Origin of the sequence: Sinosporangium siamense, from assembly GCF_016863435.1 — a bacterium.
Classification (GTDB): Bacteria; Actinomycetota; Actinomycetes; order Streptosporangiales; family Streptosporangiaceae; genus Sinosporangium; species Sinosporangium siamense.
Genome location: NZ_BOOW01000006.1, coordinates 94,736 through 116,660, shown reverse-complemented (window position 1 = coordinate 116,660; position 21,925 = coordinate 94,736). Strand labels below are relative to the sequence as shown.

At 72.6% G+C, this 21,925-nt stretch carries 16 protein-coding genes; all 16 read right to left on the bottom strand.

Annotated elements, in window-relative coordinates; all coding sequences use genetic code 11:
• Positions 1–217 precede the first annotated feature (217 nt).
• The 16 genes from Ssi02_RS02510 to Ssi02_RS02435 all read right to left on the bottom strand — a co-directional run bounded on the left by Ssi02_RS02510 (position 218) and on the right by Ssi02_RS02435 (position 21,906).
• Positions 218–1,624 (bottom strand): RsmB/NOP family class I SAM-dependent RNA methyltransferase, encoded by a 1,407-nt coding sequence (locus Ssi02_RS02510; protein WP_204020619.1) that lies wholly within the window; start codon positions 1,622–1,624, stop codon positions 218–220.
• Between the two features lie 208 nt (positions 1,625–1,832).
• A complete protein-coding gene (fmt, locus tag Ssi02_RS02505; protein WP_204020617.1) occupies positions 1,833–2,765 on the bottom strand; it encodes a methionyl-tRNA formyltransferase in 933 nt (310 codons plus the stop codon).
• Between the two features lie 327 nt (positions 2,766–3,092).
• The gene (locus tag Ssi02_RS02500) at positions 3,093–4,493 is read right to left on the bottom strand and encodes a hypothetical protein (protein WP_239128544.1); all 1,401 of its coding nucleotides are present in this window, start codon (positions 4,491–4,493) and stop codon (positions 3,093–3,095) included.
• A gap of 536 nt (positions 4,494–5,029) precedes the next feature.
• The gene (locus Ssi02_RS02495) at positions 5,030–6,646 is read right to left on the bottom strand and encodes a BTB/POZ domain-containing protein (RefSeq protein WP_204020612.1); all 1,617 of its coding nucleotides are present in this window, start codon (positions 6,644–6,646) and stop codon (positions 5,030–5,032) included.
• A gap of 64 nt (positions 6,647–6,710) precedes the next feature.
• Positions 6,711–9,323 (bottom strand): primosomal protein N' family DNA-binding protein, encoded by a 2,613-nt coding sequence (locus Ssi02_RS02490; RefSeq protein WP_445009401.1) that lies wholly within the window; start codon positions 9,321–9,323, stop codon positions 6,711–6,713.
• A gap of 226 nt (positions 9,324–9,549) precedes the next feature.
• Positions 9,550–10,953: a LuxR C-terminal-related transcriptional regulator gene (locus Ssi02_RS02485; protein ID WP_204020606.1), complete on the bottom strand. Its 1,404-nt coding sequence runs from the start codon at positions 10,951–10,953 to the stop codon at positions 9,550–9,552.
• Between the two features lie 359 nt (positions 10,954–11,312).
• Positions 11,313–13,643, bottom strand: a complete 2,331-nt coding sequence (locus tag Ssi02_RS02480) for an ATP-binding protein (RefSeq protein WP_204020603.1) — start codon at positions 13,641–13,643, stop codon at positions 11,313–11,315.
• 180 nt (positions 13,644–13,823) lie between these two features.
• Positions 13,824–15,017 carry a methionine adenosyltransferase gene (metK, locus tag Ssi02_RS02475; RefSeq protein WP_204020601.1) on the bottom strand — a complete coding sequence of 398 codons (1,194 nt, stop codon included), beginning with the start codon at positions 15,015–15,017 and terminating at the stop codon, positions 13,824–13,826.
• Positions 15,018–15,244: 227 nt separating this feature from the next.
• Positions 15,245–15,613 (bottom strand): hypothetical protein, encoded by a 369-nt coding sequence (locus Ssi02_RS02470; protein ID WP_204020597.1) that lies wholly within the window; start codon positions 15,611–15,613, stop codon positions 15,245–15,247.
• A gap of 406 nt (positions 15,614–16,019) precedes the next feature.
• Positions 16,020–17,261: a bifunctional phosphopantothenoylcysteine decarboxylase/phosphopantothenate--cysteine ligase CoaBC gene (coaBC, locus tag Ssi02_RS02465; RefSeq protein WP_239128543.1), complete on the bottom strand. Its 1,242-nt coding sequence runs from the start codon at positions 17,259–17,261 to the stop codon at positions 16,020–16,022.
• Positions 17,262–17,789: 528 nt separating this feature from the next.
• On the bottom strand, positions 17,790–18,053 hold the full coding sequence (gene rpoZ / locus Ssi02_RS02460; protein ID WP_204020595.1) for a DNA-directed RNA polymerase subunit omega: 264 nt from the start codon (positions 18,051–18,053) through the stop codon (positions 17,790–17,792).
• Between the two features lie 4 nt (positions 18,054–18,057).
• Positions 18,058–18,720 carry a guanylate kinase gene (gmk, locus tag Ssi02_RS02455; RefSeq protein ID WP_204020593.1) on the bottom strand — a complete coding sequence of 221 codons (663 nt, stop codon included), beginning with the start codon at positions 18,718–18,720 and terminating at the stop codon, positions 18,058–18,060.
• Positions 18,721–18,844: 124 nt separating this feature from the next.
• A complete protein-coding gene (mihF, locus tag Ssi02_RS02450; RefSeq protein ID WP_204020591.1) occupies positions 18,845–19,168 on the bottom strand; it encodes an integration host factor, actinobacterial type in 324 nt (107 codons plus the stop codon).
• A gap of 197 nt (positions 19,169–19,365) precedes the next feature.
• Positions 19,366–20,067: an orotidine-5'-phosphate decarboxylase gene (pyrF, locus tag Ssi02_RS02445; protein ID WP_204020589.1), complete on the bottom strand. Its 702-nt coding sequence runs from the start codon at positions 20,065–20,067 to the stop codon at positions 19,366–19,368.
• Positions 20,064–21,044 carry a dihydroorotate dehydrogenase gene (locus Ssi02_RS02440; protein ID WP_204020587.1) on the bottom strand — a complete coding sequence of 327 codons (981 nt, stop codon included), beginning with the start codon at positions 21,042–21,044 and terminating at the stop codon, positions 20,064–20,066. Before Ssi02_RS02440 ends, pyrF begins: the two co-directional genes overlap by 4 nt.
• Entirely contained in the window at positions 21,034–21,906 is an 873-nt protein-coding gene (locus tag Ssi02_RS02435) for a dihydroorotate dehydrogenase electron transfer subunit (RefSeq protein WP_239128542.1), read from the bottom strand. Before Ssi02_RS02435 ends, Ssi02_RS02440 begins: the two co-directional genes overlap by 11 nt.
• Positions 21,907–21,925: the final 19 nt, after the last annotated feature.

Below are 21,925 nucleotides of genomic sequence, written 5' to 3'. Positions count from 1 at the left end.
GGGCGGCTTGCGGACCGGCTGTGACCACCGGCCGACCGAGAGGGGGTCCCACTACCCGCAGGACATGGCCGGCCTCCCGCACGGCGTCGCCGTGGCCGGGGCATGCGGCATGCGGCATGCGGCATGCGGCATGAGAGCATTCCATCGAACGGCAGGTGGCCGGGAGGCCCCGACGCCTAAGCGTGCACCCCCGGCGCCGGCAAAGCGTCCCGCCCGCCTAAAGACGGCGGAGCAAAGCCAGGAACATCGCGTCCGTGCCGTGCAGGTGCGGCCAGAACTGCACGTAGGGCCCGTCGCCCAGGTCGCCGACCTCGGGCAGGAACTCTCGCGCGTCGAGCACCTCCACCCCGCTCTGACCCTCCACGACCTCCCGGGTCTCCTCCAGGTGCGGGGAGCAGGTGACATAAGCCACGACCCCGCCCGGCCGCACGGCCTCGACGGCGGAGGCGAGGAGTTCGCGCTGGAGCTTCGTGAGTTCGGGGATGCTGCGCGGGTCGCGCCGCCAGCGGGCCTCGGGGCGGCGGCGCAGGGCGCCAAGACCAGTGCATGGGGCGTCGACCATGGCGCGGTCGAACGCCGCGGGCCGCCACGCGGGCACGGTGCCGTCGAGGTTGACGACGGCGGCCTCGCGGGTCGTCTGCCGCACAAGCCGCGCCCGGTGATATTGCGCGTCGGCGGCGAGCAGGTGGGCGCCGCCGGGGTGGCCGCCCTCCACGCCGTGTGCGGCTATCGCGTCGAGCAGGCCGGCCTTCCCGCCCGGCCCGGCGCACAGGTCGAGCCAGCGGGTGTCGCCGCCCTCGACGGGAACGCGGGTGAGGGCGACGGCGACGAGCTGGCTGGCCTCGTCCTGGACCGCGGCCCGGGTCTCGGCGACCGCGGGGATGCCCCCGGGGTCGCCCTCTGTCAGGTGCACGGCGTGCGGCGAGTAGCGTGCGGGGGTCGCGCCGGCGGCGAGAAGCTCGTCCACGCCGGCCCGGCCGGGGCGGGCCACGAGGGTCACCTTGGGCCGCTCGTTGTCGGCCGCGAGCAGGGCGGCGGCCTGGTCGGCGTCGCCGCCGAGGGCGTCGAGGAAGGCCGCGACGATCCAGCGGGGGTGGCTGTAGGAGACCGCGAGGTGGCCGACGAGGTCGGCGGCCGGGTCGGGGGCCACGATGGGGAGCCAGTCGGCCAGCTCACGCCCGGCGATCTTGCGCAGGATGGCGTTGGCGAAGCGGGAGGGGCCGACGCCCACGCGCAGCCGTACAAGATCGACCGTGGCGCTGACGGCCGCGTGGGCCGGGACGCGGGTGCGGAGGAGCTGGTGCGCTCCGAGGCGGATCGCGTCGAGCACCGGCGGGTCTATGTCGTAGGGCTCGCGGTCGCTGCACACCGCGATGATCTCGTCGTATGTGCCGAGGCCGCGCAGGGTGCCGTAAGCCAGCTCGGTGGCGAGTGCGGCGTCGCGCCCGGCGATGCCCCGGTCCCGCAGCATGCGGGGCATGAGCAGGTTGGCGTAGGCGTCGCGCTCGTCCACGGCCCGCATCAGGTCGTAGGCGGCGTTGCGCGCCTCGTCCCGGCGGGGCCTGTCCTGTCCGCCGCCGCGTTGGGGCCGCCCGCCTCGGGGGTGCCTCCGGTCGTTTCTCATCTGCCGCTCAACCAGTCCTCATCGGTCGCTCCGTGCGGGGCGCCACGATCGACGGCGGCCACCTGCCCCGGCCTCGGCCGCCGAACTCGCGGCACCCACCAGTGTTCTCTCGCAGTCTCGCACCGGCCGATTCGACATCGCCCGCTCGATCAACGGTAGCCACCTGCGGCGAGTCTCGTGGCATCGAGCCCCGTCAACCGATCGGCGCTCATGCACCGTTCAGTCGATCCTCATCGGTGGGTCGTGTGCCGCGCGCCCATTCGACGGCGGTCATGAGACGTTTGCCCTGGGGCTGCACGTCGCCGAGCCGCACCGGGTCGGTGGCGGTGCCCACCAGCACCGAATGCTTGTCCACCCGCACCTGCCCGGGGGCCAGCGGGTCGCCCGGCTCGGTGCACACGGGGCCGAGCTTGAGCCGGCTGCCGCGGAACTCCGTCCAGGCGCCGGGGGCGGGCGTGCAGGCGCGGACAAGCCGGTCGACGCGCGCAGCGGGCGCGGACCAGTCGACCTTGGCGTCCTCGGAGTTGATCTTGGGGGCCAGGCTGACGCCGTCTGCGGGCTGAGGTCTGGCGGAAACGGTGCCGTCCTCGATCCCGTCCAGCGTGAGCGCGAGCAGCTCGGCGCCGGAGATCGCGAGGCGGCCGAGCACGTCACCACTCGTGTCGTGGGCGCCGATGACCTCGGTGACGACCCCGAAGACCGGCCCTGCGTCGAGCTCCTTCACGATGCGGAACGTCGCGGCCCCGGTGATCTCGTCTCCGTGAAGCACGGCGTGCTGCACGGGGGCTGCGCCGCGCCAGGCCGGCAGCAGCGAGAAGTGCAGGTTGACCCACCCGTGCGGGGGGATGTCGAGGGCGGACTGGGGCAGCAGCGCGCCGTAGGCCACGACGGGGCACGCGTCGGGCGCGAGCTCGGTGAGGCGGGCGAGGAACTCGGGGTCACCGGCCTTGGCGGGCTTGAGCACCTCGATGCCGTGCTCGTCGGCGAGCTCGGCGACGGGGCTCGGATGAACCTTGCGTCCGCGGCCGGACCCGGCGTCAGGTCTGGTGACGACCGCCACGACCTCGTGCCGCGACGAGTCGAGCAACGCCCGCAGCGAGGGGAGGGCCGTGTCCGGAGTGCCGGCGAAAACCAGTCTCAACTTCCCGCAGAGCCCTTCCCATGGATGTGAACCCCGCACTCCCGAGGCGCGAGGTGATCCGACCAGGCTAGGCGATCACCACCGCGGCGAGGCGGAAGCCGGGCGAAGCGTATGTCGAAAGTCTACGACCGCCGGCGGCCCCGGCCCGCCACGACAGCAACCGAGGCCCACAAAACGTGAGGTACGGCCCCCACCGTGACCTCCGCCACAAACCGGCCGACCCAGCACTCGCACCTTCCCGATCCCCCGGGAGCCCGCAAGACGGGAGGTACGGCCACCCGCGATGACCTCCGAAGGCCCGGTGACCACGCGGGGTGCAGGCCAACCTTACGGCTGAGAGGAGCGCGCCTTCATGGCCGCCTTGCGGGCCGCCTTGGCGACGGCGGGCTCAGGGTGGTGGGTGCCGAGCATCTCCAGGACCGAGAGGGTGTCGGGGTGCTCGACCGCGGCCATCTCCTCGACCACCCGCACCAGGTCGTCCCCCGGCTCAAGTGCGCCGAGCTCGGCGATCGTGCCGATCGACTGCGGGAGGCAGGTCAGGGCGGCGAGGGTGTCGACGGTGATCCAGATGTTGTCCTCACCCGAGAGGCAGGGCGCGGGCAGGTCGCGGATGTGCAGCCAGGACGCCGCGTAACGCCACATCATGGGCTCGTCGAGCGCCTCGCGCACCGCCGTCTCGGCCTCCGGGCCGAGCTCCTCAAGGATGCCCGCGACGGTGCCGCGGGCGCCGGCGGGGCCGGCCACGGCCACCGCGATGAGCTCGCGGGCGGCGGCGTCGGGCGAACGGCGCTCCAGCCAGACGGCCACGGCGCTCGGCGCGGCGGCCCCCGAGGTGGCGGCCTCGACCAGCTCGGACGCCCCGAGGTCGGCGAAGACGTCCACCTCGTCGGTGGTGGGGGCGTCGTGGCCCTCGCGCAGGAGGTCCTGGCGCACGGCCCAGACGCCGAGGGGCGTCAGCCGGACCCTGCCGTGCGGCGCGGCCTCGACGAGCCCGCAGTAGGTGAGGAGGTCGAGGGCCCCGGCGAGCTCGTCGGGGAGCACAGCGGCCAGGTGCCGCATCTCGGCCGGCCCGGCCTCGCAGGCGACCTCGTGTGACTGGAGCACGCCTTTGGCGAGGGTGGCGGGGGCGAGGCCGTCGGCCACCGAGTAGATCGTCGCGAGAACCTCGGCGAGATGATCGTCCATGACGACCGAACCCGTGAGCCCGCCCTCCTGCCCCTCGTCGGCCCGGTCGAGGACGTCCATGACCACGCCGTCCCAGAACTCGAGCAGCGCGGTGCCGGTCAGGCCGGACAACCCGGTGAGCGTGCCGGGGCCCGCTCCGGTGCCGGTGATGCCGAGCAGGCCGGTGTTGACCGCGACCACCCACAGCAGGTGGAGCCGCGCGGGCCCGGCCAGGCCGAGCTCGCGGAGCGCGGCCTGCGCGTCGCCGTCGAGCAGCAGGCCGCCGGGGGCGACCGGCCGCGTGCCGGTCCAGGCGGCGAGGCGCAGCGCGTCGGCCACCAGGGGCACGGAGAGAACGGCGCCGGCCAGCTCGGCGTCGCCCGCCAGCTCGACCGGGGGGAAGCTGAGCATGTCGCTGCCGCAGTCGGGGCAGTCGCAGGCGTGGCCGCCGGCAGCGGGGGCGTCGCCGGTGCCGGCGCTGCCCTCAAGCAGGGACCCGCGGGCCTGCGGTCCCGCCTCTCCCAGCTCGTCGATCAGCTTGCGGAGATCACCGAGGTCGAACACGTTGCCGCTCTTTGTCACCCACGAAACTTAACGCACACCGGCCCCAGAAAAGTACCTCAACCGAGAGCCCACGACCGTGCTTTGACAACCTCACCACCCCAGGCGTGCGACCAACCAGCCCAAACCCAGCAACGCCGTCGAGTACGGCTCACGCCCACGCCATCGGCGGAGGCGCAAGCCGTACTAGATCACCGAATAGCCGGGCGTGAAGGCACCGCCGAAGCCGCCCTCAGGCAAGCAACCGACCACGCCAAGACCCACCCAGGGCGACAAATCCCACACCCGCCCCGCGAACGGCCTGCAGGAAGCGGACGCATAGCCGCCCAGTCTCGTACGGCAGAGCCACCGCCACCCGGAAGCACCGATCCCGGGCGGACGGCCCGGCCTCCAGCCCCCCCGGAACACGCCCGCGAAGACCTCAGCGTCCGGCCGTCCGGGAAGGGGCAGACCACCGCGATCCTCACCCAAGCACCCGGGAAGACGCCGGCCGAGGGCCCATGCACGGCTCAGCCGCCCGCACCCCCGGAGGGAGGACCTCAGCCGATGGCTCGTGACCGGGCCTTGAAGGCCGCCTTACGGGCCGCCTTGGCCACGTCGGCGTCCGTGAGGGAGCGGCCGAGCAGTTCGAGGACGGCGACCACGTCGGGGTGGTCGACCCGCCACATCTCCTCGATCAGGTGGGCCGGCGGCCCGGCGGCGGACATGTTCTCCGCGAACACCTCGAGGTCCTCGTCCGCCGCCGGCATCGCCAGGGCGAGCATGTCCACGCTCATCCAGAGCAGCTCGTCCTGGGTGAGCGACGGCGCGGGCAGACCGCGGGCCGACAACCAGTGGATGGCGTGGGGCCGCAGCTCCGGCTCGGTGAGGGCGGCGCGCACGGAGGGCTCGGCCTCGCCGGGGAGGCGGTCGACGATGGTCATCGCGATGCCTCTGGCGACGGCGGGCGCCCCGGTGGCGGCGTCGAGGAGTTCGGCGGCGGCGGCCTCGGCGGACCGCCGCACCAGCCACGCCTCGATGTCGCGTTCGGCGAGCTCGGTGGGCACCCCGGTCAGCAACCCCTCGATGAGCCCGACGGCGTCGGCCTCGGCGAGGTCTTCGGCCTCGGGGGCGTCCATGCCCATGGCGGTGTAGAGCCGCCGCAGCCCCCACAGCGCGTGGGGCGTGAGCCCGACCGTGTCGCCCTCGCGGGTGACGAGCCCGCAGTAGACCAGGCGCTCCAGGCCGCGTGCGAGGTCGACCTGCCCGGGATCCTCCCCGATCTCCTCCAGGTATTCGACCACCATCTGCGGCGGCACGGCCACCTGAAGCCGGTAGAGCAGCTGGAGCAGGTCGTAGATCTCGCGGTCGAGCACCGCGTCGCCGGTGACGGCGGCCTCACCCTTGGCCAGGAACGCGACGCTCGCGGCCCACAACTCCAGCACCTCGTCGTCCGTGCGCTCGGCGAGGGGCGCACCCGCCTCCCCGGCCCTGCCGGTGGCGCGGGCCAGGTCCCACAGCATCGCGGAGGCCGGCACCGGGGCGCGGGCGGCGTCCTTGACCCGCAGCCTCCCCTTGACGGTGGGAGTGCGGCCGGTGTCGCACATCCACGCGACGAGGGTGTGCACGTCCCCCATGAGGATCACGTCGCGTACGGCTGCGGCCAGCTCGGCCGGCGGCGCGAGCCGTACGGCGGGCAGGGGCGCGCAGCCGGGGCACTCACACGGGCTCTCCGTGATGAGCGCGCCTTCGCCCGAGGGGATGACGATGGACTCGGAGCGCTCCAGCGAGTCCGGCCCTATGGCGCTGAAGATGCTCTTGGCCATGCCGTACCTGGAGGTGTCGGCCAGCGCTATGGGCATCTCCGGCTCGATCCGGTCCAGCGTGGCGCGCATGTCGGCGGCCAGGCCGGCGGGCGAGTGGCCCGACTCGACCAGGAAGTCGACAAGTGTGCGTGCGGCGGCGACGGTCTCCCCGGCGCTCTCCGGCGGGGCGATCACCTTGCGCGGATAGATGGACAGCAGCAGCTCGTCAAAGGTGTCGGCGGTGAAATCACCGAGTTCGTTCACACCCAGGTAGTCACTGGCGTAATCGCAAAGCAGCCGGATCTCATCCACATCCACGCCCTGATCGCGAGAGCGGCCCCAGGCTCGTAGATCGTCGACGACTTGATTCACCCATTCGATCGACACATGGAGAAACTAACGGCTACCTGTCAGCACGGCGAATCGGCGAAACAGCCTAAATCAGTTCGAGCGGGTCGACGCAGATCCTGACCACCTCCGGAGTCTTACGGGCGGAGCGCACTCCGCTCGCCCCTTTCAAGGCCGCCACCAGCTCCGCTCCGCCCGCGCGTGGCGCGCGCACCAAGGCGCGCTCGATCTCGCGTTCGCCCTGGGCAGGACGCCTGCCGCCGGTCTCGACGGGGACGGGCCCGAGCACCTCGGCCGTGCCCGGCAGGCGCGTCTCGGCCAGCATCTCGCGCACCGCGGCGGGCGAACCGGTCAAGGTGGCCATGCGGACGGCGGGCGGAAATCCGAGCTCGGCCCTGTCGGCGAGCTCACGCTCTGCGTGGGTCACCGGGTCCCAGCGCAGCAGCGCCTGCACGGCGGGGAGCGCGGCATTCGCGAGCACGACCAGCTCGGCCCGGGGGCGCAGCAGGGCGGCGGCGTTCATCCACCGGCGCAGCGCCTCCTCGCCCGCCCGCAGGTCGGCCCGGCCGAGCAGCGCCCAGCCGTCGAGCAGCACGGCGGCGGCATATCCGCCCTCGGGCACCGGCTCGGCCCCCGGAGTGGCGACGACCAGGGCCGGGGTGGCGTTCACCGAGGCGAGCACGCCGTCACGCCCGGAGGTCTTGACCCGCACCGAGGGGAAGGCGCGGCCGAGCTCCTCTGCGGTGCGCCTGGCCCCGACGACCACGGCCCGCACACGCACCGCGCCGCAGGCTGGGCAGCGCCAGTCGCCCGCGATGCGCCCGCACCACCGGCAGGCGGGAGCGGCGTGGCCGGAACGCAGTCCGAGCGGGCCGTGGCAGCTCCCGCAGCGGGCGAGCTCGCGGCACCCCTGGCAGGCGACGGCGGGGACGTAGCCGCGCCGCGGCACCTGCACGAGCACCGGCCCGCCGGTCAGCCCCTCCTTGAGCGCCCGCCAGGCGAGGGTGGGCAGGCGGGCTGCGCGGGCCGCCTGGTCCCTGGCGAGCTCGGCCTCCTCACCGGCGGTGCGCACCCGGGGCGCGGACCGGCGGACCGCCTCACGATCGGCGGCGATCGGCCTGACCCAGCCGGAGGCGGCGAGCTGGGTGGCCTCCGCCGTACGGCTGTGACCGCCGATCAGCAGCGCGCAGCGTGCGCGGTGGGCGCGCAGGGCGAGCACCTCACGCGTGTGCGGGTAGGGCGCGTGGGGCTCGGAGTGGAGGTCGTCACCGTCGTCCCAGACGACGACGAGGCCGACGTCGCGCACGGGGGCGAACGCGGTGGCCCTGGTCCCCACCACCGCCGCCGCCTCGCCGCGCAGCAGGCGCAGCCACCGGCGGTAACGCTCCGCGGGGCCTAGATCGGCGGTCAGCGCGACGTGGGTGCCCGGCCCAAGCAGGGCGGTGAGCGCCGCGTCGACCCGCGCGACGTCCTTGCCGTCGGGCAGCACGACGACGGCGCCCTTGCCGGTGCGCAACGTCACCTGCACGGCCCGCGCGATCTCGGCGGGCCACCTCGGCCCCTCGGGGCCGACACCCGGCAGGGCGGTCCACACGGCACGGGGGGCCCGCCCCTCGGCGAGCGCGGCGAGGAACGACCCGCCCATGGGGTAGTCGGCCCATCCGCCTATGGCCTCCCGCGCCGCCGAGGCCGCCCCCGCACCGGCGGGGCGGCCTTCCTGTCCCGCCGGACCGTCCGCGGCGCCGCCGCCTCCCTCAGGGCCGCTCCGAGCTCCACCCGGCACGTTCACGTCCCCTGCGCCCCCCGGACCCATCGTCGCGCTCACGCCCCCCGTCAGGTCTGTCCGGCCTCCGCCCTCCGGGCCAAGAGGCGCACCGCCGCCCTCCGCCCCTTCGCCGGAACCGATCGGCGCACTGTCACCTCCCGGCCGGCCGGCCGGCCCCTCGGCCGACGCGCTCGCCTCCCCCCCGGAACCCGCATCCTCTCCACCGGAACCGATCGGCGCACTGTCACCTCCCGGCCGGCCAACCGGCCCCTCGGCCGACGCGCTCGCCTCCCCCCCGGAACCCGCATCCTCTCCACCGGAACCGATCGGCGCACTGTCACCTCCCGGCCGGCCGGTCGATCCCTCGGACGACGCGCTCGCCTCCCCCCCGGAACCCGCATTCTCTCCACCGGAACCGATCGGCGCGCTCCCGCCCTCCGCCGGGCCGGTCGCACCCCCCTCGGCCCGCTCGGGGCGGTTCTCCCCCTCGACGCGGGCGTGACGGGGAGGGACGGCGAGGCGGAACACGTCGGCCAGTGTGCCGGCGTAGTGGTCGGCCACCGCGCGGGCGAGGCCGGCGATCTCGGGGGTGACCACGGGCTCCGGTGACACGACGCGGTCCAGCGGGGTCAGTGTGCCCTTGTGGTCGGTCGTGGCCACCCGTTCCATCAGGAAGCCGTCGGCGAGCTTGCCGGCGAACCTCACCCGCACCCGGCAGCCGGGGACGGCGGTGGCGTCGAGCGCCTCAGGGACGAGGTAGTCGAACAGCCGGTCCAAGTGCGGCAGCGGGTTGTCGACGGCCACCCGGGCCACCGGCAGCGACGCGGCGGCCTTCCTCGCGGGACGCGCCGCCGTGCGAGGACCGCCCCCGGGAGCGGTGCGCACGGCCGCGAGCGGCAAGAGGGCGCCCGCGTCGGAGGTGAGGGTGTGGGTCACGCCCTCCGTCCTACCAGACGCGGCGGCCGGCTCCGCCCACGCCGGGGGCGGGTGTTTGGCCAGTGGGCCTGAGGCGATGGAGCGCTCCATCGGAAACCCAGGCGACGGGGGGACCCCTCCCTGGTCGGCGCCTGAGCGCTGCGGATCAGACTGGCACTAGCCATGCCGCCCACTGGCCACCTGTAGTGTTCTGGGCAAGGCATCGCTCCCACATCGGGAATAGTGCCTATACATCTACGCATTGCCGTTGCACGGCTACCCAGGAGGCCACCTGGGTGCGAGAGGCGAGGCTGCCTTTCGTCAGGATGTTGCGCACGTGTGCGTCCACCGTACGCTTTGCGATGCCCAGCTGTACGGCGATCTCCCGGTTGGTCATGCCCTTCGTGATGAGCACCGCCACTTGAAGCTCGCGGGGGCTCAGCGCGGCGGCCGCCGCGTCGGCGGAAGGCGGCTCGGGGGCCGGCTCCGGGGCGGGGACGGCCAGGTCGGAGCGGGTGAGAGCACTCGCGGCGACCCGCACGTCCGCACCGGGCCGCGGCGAGGGCACGATGTGCGGGAGGGCGCCGCCGGCCCGCCGGGCGAACTCCGCGTGGAGGTAGGGCAGGCGGTAGAGCACGCCGCTCTCCCCCGGCTCCCGCAGTACGACGGACTCGTCCACCAGACCCGCCAGCGGCCCCGCTGCCGGGCCCGCGGCGACAGGCGACCAGACGCTCTCCACCGCCTCCAGGTCGAACGGCGCGTCGAGCGCGGACAGCGCCGCCCACAGGTCGCGCCGCTCGGGATCGCACAACGCGTGGCTCCATTCGATGGCCGACCGCATGTCTCGATGGCGGGACAACATGCTGCGGCTGCCGCTGAGCACCTCGAAGGGCTCTGCCAGCCATTCCAGCAGCTCCTGGACCGACAACGAGCGCAACCGGGCGGCGGCGAGCTCGATCGCCAGCGGGACGCCGTCGAGACGGCGGCAGATCGCGGTGACGACCGGCAGGACGCCGGGGGTCAGGGCGAACCCGGGGTCGGCCGCGGCGGCCCTCTCGGCGAACAACTGCACGGCGGGTGCGGACATCCCGCTCAGCCCGGGGTCTCCCGCCCGCGCGGCCCGGCCCTGCCGGATCGGCGGCTCGGGGTCGGGCAGCGAGAGCGGGGGCACGGCGAGCAGGCGCTCGCCCGGGACGTTCAGCGGGCGGCGCGACGTCGCGAGCACCCGCACCCGCGGAGCGCGCCGCAGCAGCGACTCGGCCAGCAGGGCCACGCCGTCGACGACGTGTTCGCACGTGTCGAGCAGCAGCAGGGCCCGCTGCCCGCGCAGAGCCGACACGACCCGCCCCACCTCGGTGTCGCGCGCCCCCGGAGAGCCCTCGCCGAGTCCCAGCGCCGAGGCGATGTGAGGCGCGGGACAGGAGCCGGCGGGCACCGAGGACAACTCGATCTGCCACACGCCGTCGGGGAAGCGCCGGCCGGACAGGCGGGCGATCTGGGCCCCCACTCGCGACTTGCCCACCCCGGGCGGCCCCATCACGGTGAGCAACCGCGTCTCCCCGAGCAGGCGGACCCCTTCGGTGACGTCCGCCGCCCTGCCGATGAGGGGTGTGATATCGGAGGCAAGATAACCCGGACGCCGCGGCTGCATCGATCGCCTCCCCCATGTCGACAGAGGCGGACACTAGCACGGGCTACCGGGCGGCGAACTGACCTCCGGGGACTCCAAGTCCCCCAGATGAGCTACCCATACTGGTCACACGGCATGCCCCGCCCCAAGCACCTCATCCCACGCCTTTCGCCCGGGACGTCTCATGACCACCCGCCGCGAACTTCTCGCCGGCGGCGCCGTACTGCAGGGGGCCGGCCGCCTTACGGATCACTCGCTCCGATCACGCTGCGTTTCCAATCGGCATGGACACCCCCTGAGGACTCCCGCCCCCTGCCCGCATGCCTCCCCCCGGCACGCAGGACCGCCGGGAGCCGTCAGGTGGCGGCTGAGGGCCGAACTCAGGGATCGGAGGTGCGGTGTTCCTCGGCGCGGCGGTTCGCCGCCCAGGCCGCGATCTGGGCACGGCCCGCGTAGCCGAGTTTGGCGAGGATGTGCTCCACATGAGTGTCGACCGTGCGCCTGGCCACGACGAGGCGCTGGGCGATCTGCCGGTTGGTCAGCCCGTCCGCGACCAGTTCGGCGACCTCGCGTTCGCGCGGGGACAACGGCGCCCACGGGGAGGGGTTCACCGCGGTGGCGGGTGTGTCGGCCGGGCCCAGGGCGTAGGCCACGATGTCGTCGGTCGACATGGTCCGCCCCGCCGTCATCCCCTCCTTGTACGCCGCGGGGGACAACGATCCGACGAGGCGTTCCTTGAACCGCTGGTGTTCGGCGGTCAGCTGCGGGGAGCCGAACAGGTAGCGCCCCACCGACGTCCAGCGCTGGTAGGCGGCGCTGAGCAGGCGCACCGCCCGCTCCGGCACCCCGTCGGCGGCCAGCCACGCCATCAGCTCCATGGACAGGGCCTCGGCCACCACATCGTGCAGCGGGTGCGCCACCTTCAGCGCCTCACGCGCGTGGAAGGCGGCGGCCGCGGTGTCGCCCCGCGCCTGGCAGACGAGCGTGAGCCCGATGTCGGCCCACGACCGCGACCAGCTTTCCCCACCGGCCTCGGACACGGCGCGGCAACGCTCCAAGACCTCCGCCGCGTCGTCGATGCGTCTGGCCCACACGCGGGTCAGCCCCATCTCGACCATGGCCGCGAGTTTCACCGTGCGGACGTCGCCGGCGTCGTCGAGGTGGCGCTCCGCCTCCGCCAGGCAGCGTTCTGCCGCATCCATGTCGCCCTCGCCGAAGGCGAGCGTGCCTTGCAGTTTGAGCAGGTGGAAACGTTCTTCGGGGACGTTGAGCCGGGCGCACTCCGCCAGAGCGGACTTGGCCGCGGGAAAATCGCCCTGGCCGATCGTGAGGTAGGCCAGGCGCAGCAGCGCGTGCGCGCGGTCGCGCGGGTGGCCGGCGCCGAGGGCGAGCAGCGTCTCCAGGTAGTGGCGGCCCTCGCGGGGCATGCCGCAGGCGATCCAGAGGAACCACAGCTGCGTCACCAGCCGGAGCCCGGTGGCGGCCTCCCCCGGGCGCACCACGCAGAACTCGAGTGCGGCGCGCAGGTTGGGCCAGTCGGCGCGCATGCGCGCCCATCTGGCGACCTGGTCACCGCGGGGCCCTAATCGCGCGGAGGCGGCCTCGGCCTCGGCGAGGTAGTGGTCCCGGTGCCGGGTGGCCAGCGCCTGGGCTTCGGCGGGGTCGTCCATCTGGGCTTTGCCGTACTCGCGGATGCTGTCGAGCACGTGATAGCGGGTGCGGCCGTCTTGTTTGGTGCAGACGACGATCGACTTCTCGACCAGCCCGTCCAGGGCGGGGAAGACCCGCGATGCGGGCAGGTCGGCGTCGGCGCACACCGCGGTGGCGGCGGCCAGGTCGAACCCGCCGGAGAAGACCGAGAGCCTGGCCCACAGCAGCCGCTCCTCGGGCGTGCAGAGGTCGTGGCTCCAGGCGATGGCGGCCCACATCGTCTGGTGGCGCGCGTCGGCGGTGGCGAAGGTGCCCTGCCCCATCGCGGGACGTTCCCTGATGAGCTGGAGGATGCGGCTGACGGGCAGAGCGCGGGCCCGCACGGCGGCCAGTTCGATGGCCAGGGGGATGCCGTCGAGGCGGCGGCAGAGTTCGGCGACGGCTGCGGCGTTCTCGTCGGTCAGGGTGAAGCCGGGGTCGACCGCGGCGACCCGGTCGAGGAAGAGCCGCGCCGAGTCGCACTCGGCGAGAGCGGCCCTGGGGTCGGCAGACCCGGTGGGGTCGGCGGGAGGCACGGCCATGGGGTGCACGACCAGGCTGTGTTCGCCGGGCGCGCCCAGCACCTGGCGGCTGGTGGCGAGCACCCGCAGGCCCGGGGTGGCGGCGAGGAGCGTCTGCGCCATATGCGCGCAGGCGTCGATCAGGTGCTCACAGGTGTCGAGCACCAAGAGCAGCTCACGATCGGCGAGATAGTCGGCGAGCACCTCGGCCGCCGGGCGCGTCGGCCGGTCGGGTACGCCGAGGGCGTGGGCGACCACGCGTTCGAGCCGCCGGGGGTCGGTCAGGCTCGACAGCTCGACCAGGTGCACACCGCCGGTGAAGGCCCGGCGGAGACTGTGCGCGGCCCGCAGCGCGATCCGGCTCTTGCCGACGCCGGGTATGCCGGTGACGGTCACGAGGCGCGAACGCTGAAGCATGCGCCGCACTGAGGCGACCTCGCTGCGCCTCCCCACAAAAGGGGTCAGCTCCACGGGCAGGTCGCCACGCCGGTTCAGGCCCACGTCGCGACCTCCAGGGTCGCCGGATCGGCGTCCGGGAAGGGCTCAGCGGGCAGTGACGCGCACCGGATCGCCGTCGGACCGCCACGCGTCCCGCCGCCCGGCCGGTGGGGCCTTCGCCTCGCCCGGCCGGGTGCGGTCGCGTGTTTCAGGTCGCTCCGCAGGATGGAAGTGATCCGCTGCTTAGAGGCCGGCTGCCGTGCGCAGCGCCTCGGCGCGGTCCGTGCGCTCCCAGGAGAAGTTTGGCTCCTCACGGCCGAAGTGGCCGTAGGCAGCGGTCTCCGAGTAGATCGGGCGAAGCAGGTCGAGGTCCCGGATGATGGCGGCCGGACGCAGGTCGAAGGTCTGCAGAACGGCTTCCTGGATCTTGGCGACCGGGAGCTTCTCGGTGCCGAAGCACTCGATGAACAGACCCACCGGCTGCGCCTTGCCGATCGCGTAGGCCACCTGGACCTCGCAGCGGTCGGCCAGCTCGGCGGCCACGACGTTCTTGGCGACCCAGCGCGTGGCGTAGGCGGCGGAGCGGTCGACCTTGGAGGGGTCCTTGCCGGAGAAGGCACCGCCGCCGTGGCGGGCCATGCCGCCGTAGGTGTCGGCGATGATCTTGCGCCCGGTCAGGCCGGCGTCGCCCATCGGGCCGCCGATCTCGAACCGGCCGGTCGGGTTGACCAGCAGGCGGTAACCCTCGATGTCGATGTCGATCCCGGCGAGCACGGGGTCGACCACGTGCTCCTTGATGTCGGGGGCGAGCATCTCCTTGAGGTCGATCTCGGCCGCGTGCTGCGTCGAGACGACCACCGTGTCGAGGCGGACCGGCGTGTCGCCGTCGTATTCGATCGTGACCTGGGTCTTGCCGTCGGGCCGCAGGTAAGGCACGACGCCGCGCTTGCGGACCTCCGACAGGCGGCGGGCGAGACGCTGGGCCAGCATGATCGGCAGCGGCATGAGCTCGGGGGTCTCACGGCAGGCGAAGCCGAACATCAGGCCCTGGTCGCCGGCACCCTGACGGTCGAGCTCGTCGCCCGCGCCGCCCTCACGGTGCTCGTAGGCGTCGTCGACACCCTGGGCGATGTCGGGGGACTGAGCGCCGATCGACACCGAAACGCCACAGGAGGCGCCGTCGAAGCCCTTGTGCGAGGCGTCGTAACCGATTTCCAGAATCTTTTCGCGGATGACACCGGGAAGGTCGACGTAGGTCTCCGTCGTCACCTCACCGGCGACATGGACCTGGCCCGTAGTGATCATCGTCTCGACGGCGACCCGGCTCTTGGGGTCGTCCTTAAGCATGGCGTCGAGAATCGCGTCACTGATCTGGTCGGCGATCTTGTCCGGGTGGCCCTCTGTGACCGACTCGGAGGTGAACAGGCGACGGGACAACTCAGTGGCTCCTCATGCAGCGGCTGCTGACGTTATCGGTGCTCGGTGGCGTAGGCACGCCAAGAGCGCTCGGGGCGAAGTCTAACCCCACCCGTTAGGGCGTGCGTAAACCGTCCGGGATCCGAACTCTCTCATACGACCTCGGCGCACCTGAAGATCCTCACTGTTTGTACGGTTTCCGCTGGAGCGGGGCAGGTGCAAAGCCCGCCGGAGCGGATCCGGGCATCTCATAAGTCGGGCAGCGGATCCAGGGGCAACGTGTCCGGAGCGAACACCTCCGCGTCGGCGGCGGTGACGACCGCGAGATACTCCTCGCTGACCTCGAAATGCGTGGCGCCGATGTGAATCGTCGGGGTGGGCGTGAAATCCACCGGTCCCAGCCGAGTCTTCCGCGGCAGCGCCTGATAGACGTCCGCCGGGGAGTCGCGGTCGAAATATCGCGTCGACAGGACAAGAATCCTGCGGTCGCCGACCACCACGAGGAAATGCGCCGGCCCCGGCGCGCCCGACAACGTCGCGGGAAACACATAGCGGATCTCCTCGCCCGGCTCCATGAGTGCCCGGCACCGCTCCCTGATGGCCCTGCGCACCGGCATGATCGCCCTCCTCGCCGACGGCGCTCCCGACGCGAGTATCCGTTGTGTCCGCGCCTACCGCAACGCATACACCCCCACCAACCCCCAAAACCACCAACTCCACGTACGGCACAGGCCCCCTTATCCATGGCCTCCGGCATCATCGAGGCCAACCGCACCGGCGGCACCGTCAAGCGCACCCACTTCGGCTGCGCCCGCCGCCCTGACCGCCGCCGAACTCGCCGGCGCCACCGGTGGTCGAGCCGTCGCGGCGATACCCGCCGGCACGAGGTGTGCGTGCGGCTCACCCCCGCCTGGGCAACGTCCCGCTACGCCTGAACCGCCAGGCACCGAGCCCGGCACACGCCCCCACGCCGATCACACCGGATCGGCGGCCACCAGGCCGGGCAAACGGCCTCGGCGCCGGTCAGACCAGGCGGGCGCCCACCAGGTCGAGCACCACGTGGGCCAGGGCCTCCTTGGGGCCGCGGTGGACTTCGGTGGAGGTGCCGTCGGACGACAGGATCACGGCGGCGTTGTCCGGGGTGCCGAAGGCCAGGTTTTCGCCGACCTCGTTGACCACGAGGAGGTCGCAACCCTTGCGTTCAAGTTTGGCCTTGCCGTTGGCGAGGATGTCGTGGGTCTCCGCGGCGAAGCCGACGATCACGGGGCCGAAGCCTTCGTGGGCTTCGGCGCGGCGGCGGGCGCCCAACTCGGCCAGGATGTCGGGATTTTTCGTGAGAAAGATGGGGTCCGGTTCGCCGGAGGTCTTCTTAATCTTGGAGTCGCTCCGCGCGGAAGGCCGGAAGTCGGCCACCGCCGCCGCCATCACGATCGCGTCGGCCACGCCGTACAGGCCGAGCACGGCCTCGCGCATGTCGCGCGCCGACTCCACCCGCACCACCGAGGCCCCCGCCGGGTCGTCGAGCGCCACGTTGGCGCTGACGAGGGTGACCTTGGCGCCGCGTGCCACGGCCGCGCGGGCCAGGGCGTAGCCCTGCAGGCCCGAGGAGCGGTTGCCGAGGAAGCGTACGGGGTCGAGGGCCTCGCGGGTGCCGCCGGCGGAGACCACGATGTGGCGGCCGGTCAGGTCGAGCGGGTGGCCGGCGAGCACGGCCCGGCAGACCTCGAAGATCTCACGCGGGTCCGGGAGGCGTCCCTTGCCGGTGTCGGCGCCGGTGAGGCGCCCCACGGCCGGGTCGATCACCAGGGAGCCGCGCTCGCGCAGGGTGGCGACGTTGGCGCGGGTCGCGGGGTGCTCCCACATCTCGGTGTGCATCGCCGGGGCGAACACGACGGGGCAGCGGGCGGTGAGCAGCGTGTTGGTGAGCAGGTCGCCGGCGAGCCCGCAGGCGGCCTTGGCGAGCAGGTCGGCCGTGGCCGGGGCCACGACGACGAGGTCGGCCTCCTGCCCGATGCGCACGTGCGGGACCTCGTGGACGTCGTCCCAGACCTCGGCGGCCACGGGGTTGCCGGAGAGCGCGGCCCAGGTGGGGGCACCGACGAAGCGCAGCGCCTCGCGGGTCGGCACGACGCGCACGTCGTGACCTGACTCGGTGAACAGGCGCAGCAGCTCACACGCCTTGTAGGCCGCGATGCCCGCGCTCACCCCGAGCACGACACGCGGCTTCACCGTGTCCGCGGCCTCACGACCGGTTTCGGAACTCAAAAGGCCCTCCGCCTCTCATCCTGTACTGCGAGGCCCGGTCCGCCGACGGCGGCGAAAGCGCCTCACGCGGCCCCGGAACTCATGTCCGCGGCCCCACTCCAGGATGGCGACGTCCTCATGAAGGCGCGCATCCGCCCCTGCGACACGAGGGGCCTTGCAGCTCACAGGCCTTGCCGATGCCCCGGAGACCGAGGCCGTTCCCCCAGAAGCGAGGTCACTCCATTCCGGAGAACGAGGCCGATCCCTCCCGAACCGGGGCGAACCCCCTCTGGAAGCGGGGCGGCGAGGCACGAGCCCCCGGAAGGGATCCTCAAAGCCGACGGCCAAGCCCGGGACCGGCCTGCCACCCTCGAAAGCGACCCCGGGCCGAAGCGCGCAAGTCAGCCTCACAGCCCAAAGCCCGCAAAAACGGTCCAAGCCCCAAGAAAACCACCCGAAGCCCGGCGGCCAGAACCGCCGGCCCGGAAACGGGCACAACAACCGCGCCGGGGGAACGCGGGCACCCGGGAAAAGCCTGGGAAAAGAAGCTCAGCCCTCGATCGGCTCGGCCGTGAGCAGCCCCTCGCTGACCTCGCGCAGCGCGATGGACAGCGGCTTCTCCTGAGCGTGGGTCTCAACGAGGGGGCCCACGTATTCCAGCAGACCCTCGCCGAGCTGCGAGTAGTAAGCGTTGATCTGGCGCGCCCGCTTGGCGCCCATGATCACAAGACTGTATTTGCTGTCGACCACGTCAAGCAGCTGGTCGATCGGCGGGTTGGTGATGCCTTCTGCGGTCTGGGCCGTGCCTGCCACGTCGTCATTCCCCTAGGTCGGTGAGTGCTTGGCTGCCCGGGGCCTTGTGATGAGGTGAGAGAGCACCCTCCGGGCCAGTCATCAAGGCTATCAGCCGATGACACACGTCCTGGACGGACGTGTTGACCAAGGTCAGGTCGAACTCGCTCTCGGCCGCCATCTCGACGAGCCCGGCCTCAAGACGCCTGGCGATGACGTCCTCCGGCTCGGTGCCGCGGCCTCTCAGCCTGCTTTCCAGCTCCTCCCAGCTCGGCGGGGCCAGGAAGATCAGCAGGGCTTCGGGCATGCTCTCGCGGACCTGGCGCGCCCCCTGGAGATCGATCTCCAGGAGTGTCGGCCTGCCTTCGGCCAGCCGTTTGAGCACGGCCGCACGCGGCGTGCCGTAACGGTTGCCGGCGAACTCGGCCCATTCGAGCAGCTCGCCTGAGGCGACGAGTTCGTCGAACTCGTCGTCGTCGGCGAAAAAGTATTCGACCCCGTGTGTCTCGCCGGGGCGCGGCCCCCGGGTGGTCACCGAGACCGACAGCCACACCTCGGGGTGTGCCCGCCGGAGCTCGGCGACGACCGTGGATTTGCCGACGCCCGACGGTCCCGAGAGAACCGTCAGGCGTCTGCCGGTCCGCTCGGAGGAGAGTGTTGCTTCCTCCGGGCGATCGGCCGGAGGCATGGCGTCACCGTCGGCTGTCCCGGACCCGCCGGAATCGGCTGCCTGGTCGGCCCGACCGCCGTCAGGCCAGGACGTAGCGATCACGCCAGTACCCCCGTAGTCCTACGTTCACGCGAAACCGAGATCAGCTCTCGGAGCCGCCGAACTCGCGCTCCAGAGCGGACCGCTGGTTCGCACCAAGACCCCGCACACGGCGGGACTCGGCGATACCGAGCCGCTCCATCAACTGCTTGGCACGGACCTTGCCCACACCAGGGAGCGACTCCAACAGCGCCGACACCTTCATCTTGCCGATGACGTCGTCGGACTGACCATCCTTCAGCACCTCAGCCAGGGAAACCGCGCCGTGCTTGAGCCGGTTCTTGACCTCGGCACGCTCACGGCGGGCCTTGGCAGCCTTTTCCAGGGCTGCGGCGCGCTGCTCGGGGGTCAGGGGAGGAAGAGCCACGCCGGGTCACCTCGAATTTCTGTCGATGTACTCGGACGGGAGGGGAAACTAGCTGGTCTTGGGCCATCAGGCAACGTCAAAGCCGGTTTCTGTCCCCACAAAATCTACTTCAACACTCTCCGTAACCGGGAGGCTACCGTTAGCCGATGAAAACGCCCCTACTTCCGGCTTTCCCCGACAGGTCCTTTGGAGAGCGATCAAGACTCCGGAAGCGTGCGCCGGAGTGCCGCCGCGAGGGCAGCGGCGGCCGCTCCGGGATCGGTCGCGCCGGTGATCGGCCGCCCGATCACGAGAAGGTCGGCCCCGTCCGCGAGCGCACGCTCGGGAGTGGCGACCCGGGCCTGGTCCTGTACGGCGGAGCCCACCGGGCGCACCCCCGGCGTGATCAATGTCACGCCCGGCCCGACCTCGGCGCGCACGGCTGTGACCTCCTGAGGCGAGCAGACGAGCGCCTGGGCGCCCGCGCCGACGGCGAGAGCCGCCAGGCGGCGTACGGCGTCCTCAGGCGGCCCCTGGAGGCCGATTTTGGCCAGGTCGGCATCGGACAGCGAGGTCAGGACGGTCACGGCGGCCACCTGGATGCCGGGCGCGGCCTCAACCGCGGCTTTCACCATCGCGGGGCCGCCGGCTGCGTGTACGGTCAGGATGGCCGGTTTGAGGCGCGCCACGGCCCTTGTGGCGGCGGCCACGGTGTTCGGGATGTCGTGGAGCTTCAGATCGAGGAAGACACGCACTCCGCTCGCCCCTCGCACGGAAGCGATCACATCCGGCCCGTAACGCAGGTAGAGTTCGAGCCCTACCTTCACGGTGCTGACATGCGGGGTCACCAGAGCGGCCCAGCGGGCGGCGGTCTCCAGGTCGGGCGCGTCCAGGGCGACGGCGATGGGCGCTCTCGTCACAGCGAGCTCTCCTCCAGGTGCCGGGAACCGCTTCCCGGCGGGCGGTGGGCCAGGCCGACGGCGTCGGCCAGGCGTTGGAAGCCCCTGGCCGCCAGGGCGTCCTCAAGCTCCTTGAGGATGCGCACGGCGGCGAGGGGGTCGTGGAAAAGCGCGGTGCCGACGGCGACGGCACACGCTCCGGCGAGGATGAGCTCGAAGGCGTCCCTGCCGGTCATGACACCTCCGACGCCGACGATCGGCACGCCCGGCAGCGCGGCGTGCACCTGCCAGACGCACCGCACGGCGAGCGGGCGCACGGCGGGGCCCGACAGGCCGCCCGAGACGGCGGCCAGCGCCGGGCGCAGGGTGTCGACGTCGATGCACACCCCGAGAGGGTTGTTGATCATCGACAGCGCGTCGGCCCCGCCGTCGACGCACGCGCGGGCGACCGCCACGACGTCGGTGACATCGGGCGAGAGCTTGGCGACCACGGGCACGTCATAGCGCGTGACCGAGCGCACCGAGGCGACCACCTCGGCGGAGGCCGCGCCGTCGCGGGCGAAGACCCGGCCCCTGTCCTCGATGTTGGGGCAGGCCAGGTTGACCTCGATCGCGGTGACGCCGGGGGCGTCGGCGAGCCTGCGCGCCAGCGCGGTGTATTCCGCGACCGAGCCGCCGCCGATGGACACGACGGTGCGGATGGAGCGCTGGGCGAGCCAGGGCAGCTCACGGCCGAGGAACGCCTCGATGCCCGGCCCCTGCAGGCCGACCGCGTTGAGCAGGCCAGAGGGCGTCTCGGTCATGCGGGGGGTGGGGCGGCCGGCTCTCGGCGCCATGGTGATCGTGCGGGTGGTGTGCGCGCCGAGGCGGCCGAGGTCGAAGAACTGCGAAAGCTCGCGGCCGGTGCCGGCGCATCCGGCCGCGGTGGTGACGGGGTTGGCGAGCTCCACGTGCGCGAGATAGGTGCGCATGTCGACCGCCGGCACATCAAGTGACATGGCGGGCACTCCCACCTCCGCCGGGGGCGCCCAGCGCGTCGAAGGGGATCGTTCCCACGTCCTCGAACCGGACCCGCTCACCGCGGAAGACCGGCCCGTCGGCGCAGGCCCGCACCATGCGCGTCACGCCGTCGTCACCGATCACGGGGAGCACACACGTCATGCAGACGCCGATGCCGCACGCCATGGCCTCCTCCACCGCCACCTGAACCGGAATGTCGAAATCGATGCCGACGGCGGTGACCTCGCGCAGCATGGCCATCGGCCCGCACGCGTAGATCACGTCGGCGTGCACGTCCGTGACGACCCCGGGCAGCACGTCGGCCACCCGCCCGCGCAGGCCGAGCGAGCCGTCCTCGGTCGTCAGCGTCGTGGTCTCCCCCACCCTTCGCGCGCGCAGCGCGCCGAACACGCGGTCGGCCGCGGCGGCCCCGAGCACGAAGTCGACCCGGCAGTGCCGGCGTTGCAGCGCGTCGGCGAGGGCGAACAACGTGGCCGAGCCGTATTCCCCGCCGACGAGCACGCAGTTGACCGGGTCGCGCGGCAGCGGGAAGGGCCGCCCGAGCGGTCCGACGAGGTCCAGGGTGTCCCTGGCCCTGCGGTCGGCCAGCCAGGCCGTGCCGGGCCCGCGCACGGCGACGACGAACTCGACGGTGCCGCCGTAGTCGGGTTTGACGTCGTGTACGGCGAGGGCCCTGCGGGTGACCATCGACGTGCCAGGACCCCCGACCGACACCGAGACGAAGTGCCCGGGGCGGAATCTCTCCGCGATGCCGGGAGCGACGACGGTCAGGGCGTGGTAGGCGTCGACACGGCGCGTCGTCAGCACCGTGCCGGTCACCTGCTGGGGGCTACCTCCCAAACGTGCACCTCTTCGCCGC

What these genes read in the sequence shown, in the direction of transcription:
- Ssi02_RS02510 (WP_204020619.1), bottom strand. Translation starts at nt 1,624, where the DNA reads ATGAGAAACGACCGGAGGCACCCCCGAGGCGGGCGGCCCCAACGCGGC.
- Ssi02_RS02440 (WP_204020587.1), bottom strand. Translation starts at nt 21,044, where the DNA reads ATGTCACTTGATGTGCCGGCGGTCGACATGCGCACCTATCTCGCGCAC.
- Ssi02_RS02470 (WP_204020597.1), bottom strand. Translation starts at nt 15,613, where the DNA reads ATGCCGGTGCGCAGGGCCATCAGGGAGCGGTGCCGGGCACTCATGGAG.
- Ssi02_RS02485 (WP_204020606.1), bottom strand. Translation starts at nt 10,953, where the DNA reads ATGCAGCCGCGGCGTCCGGGTTATCTTGCCTCCGATATCACACCCCTC.
- gmk (WP_204020593.1), bottom strand. Translation starts at nt 18,720, where the DNA reads ATGCCTCCGGCCGATCGCCCGGAGGAAGCAACACTCTCCTCCGAGCGG.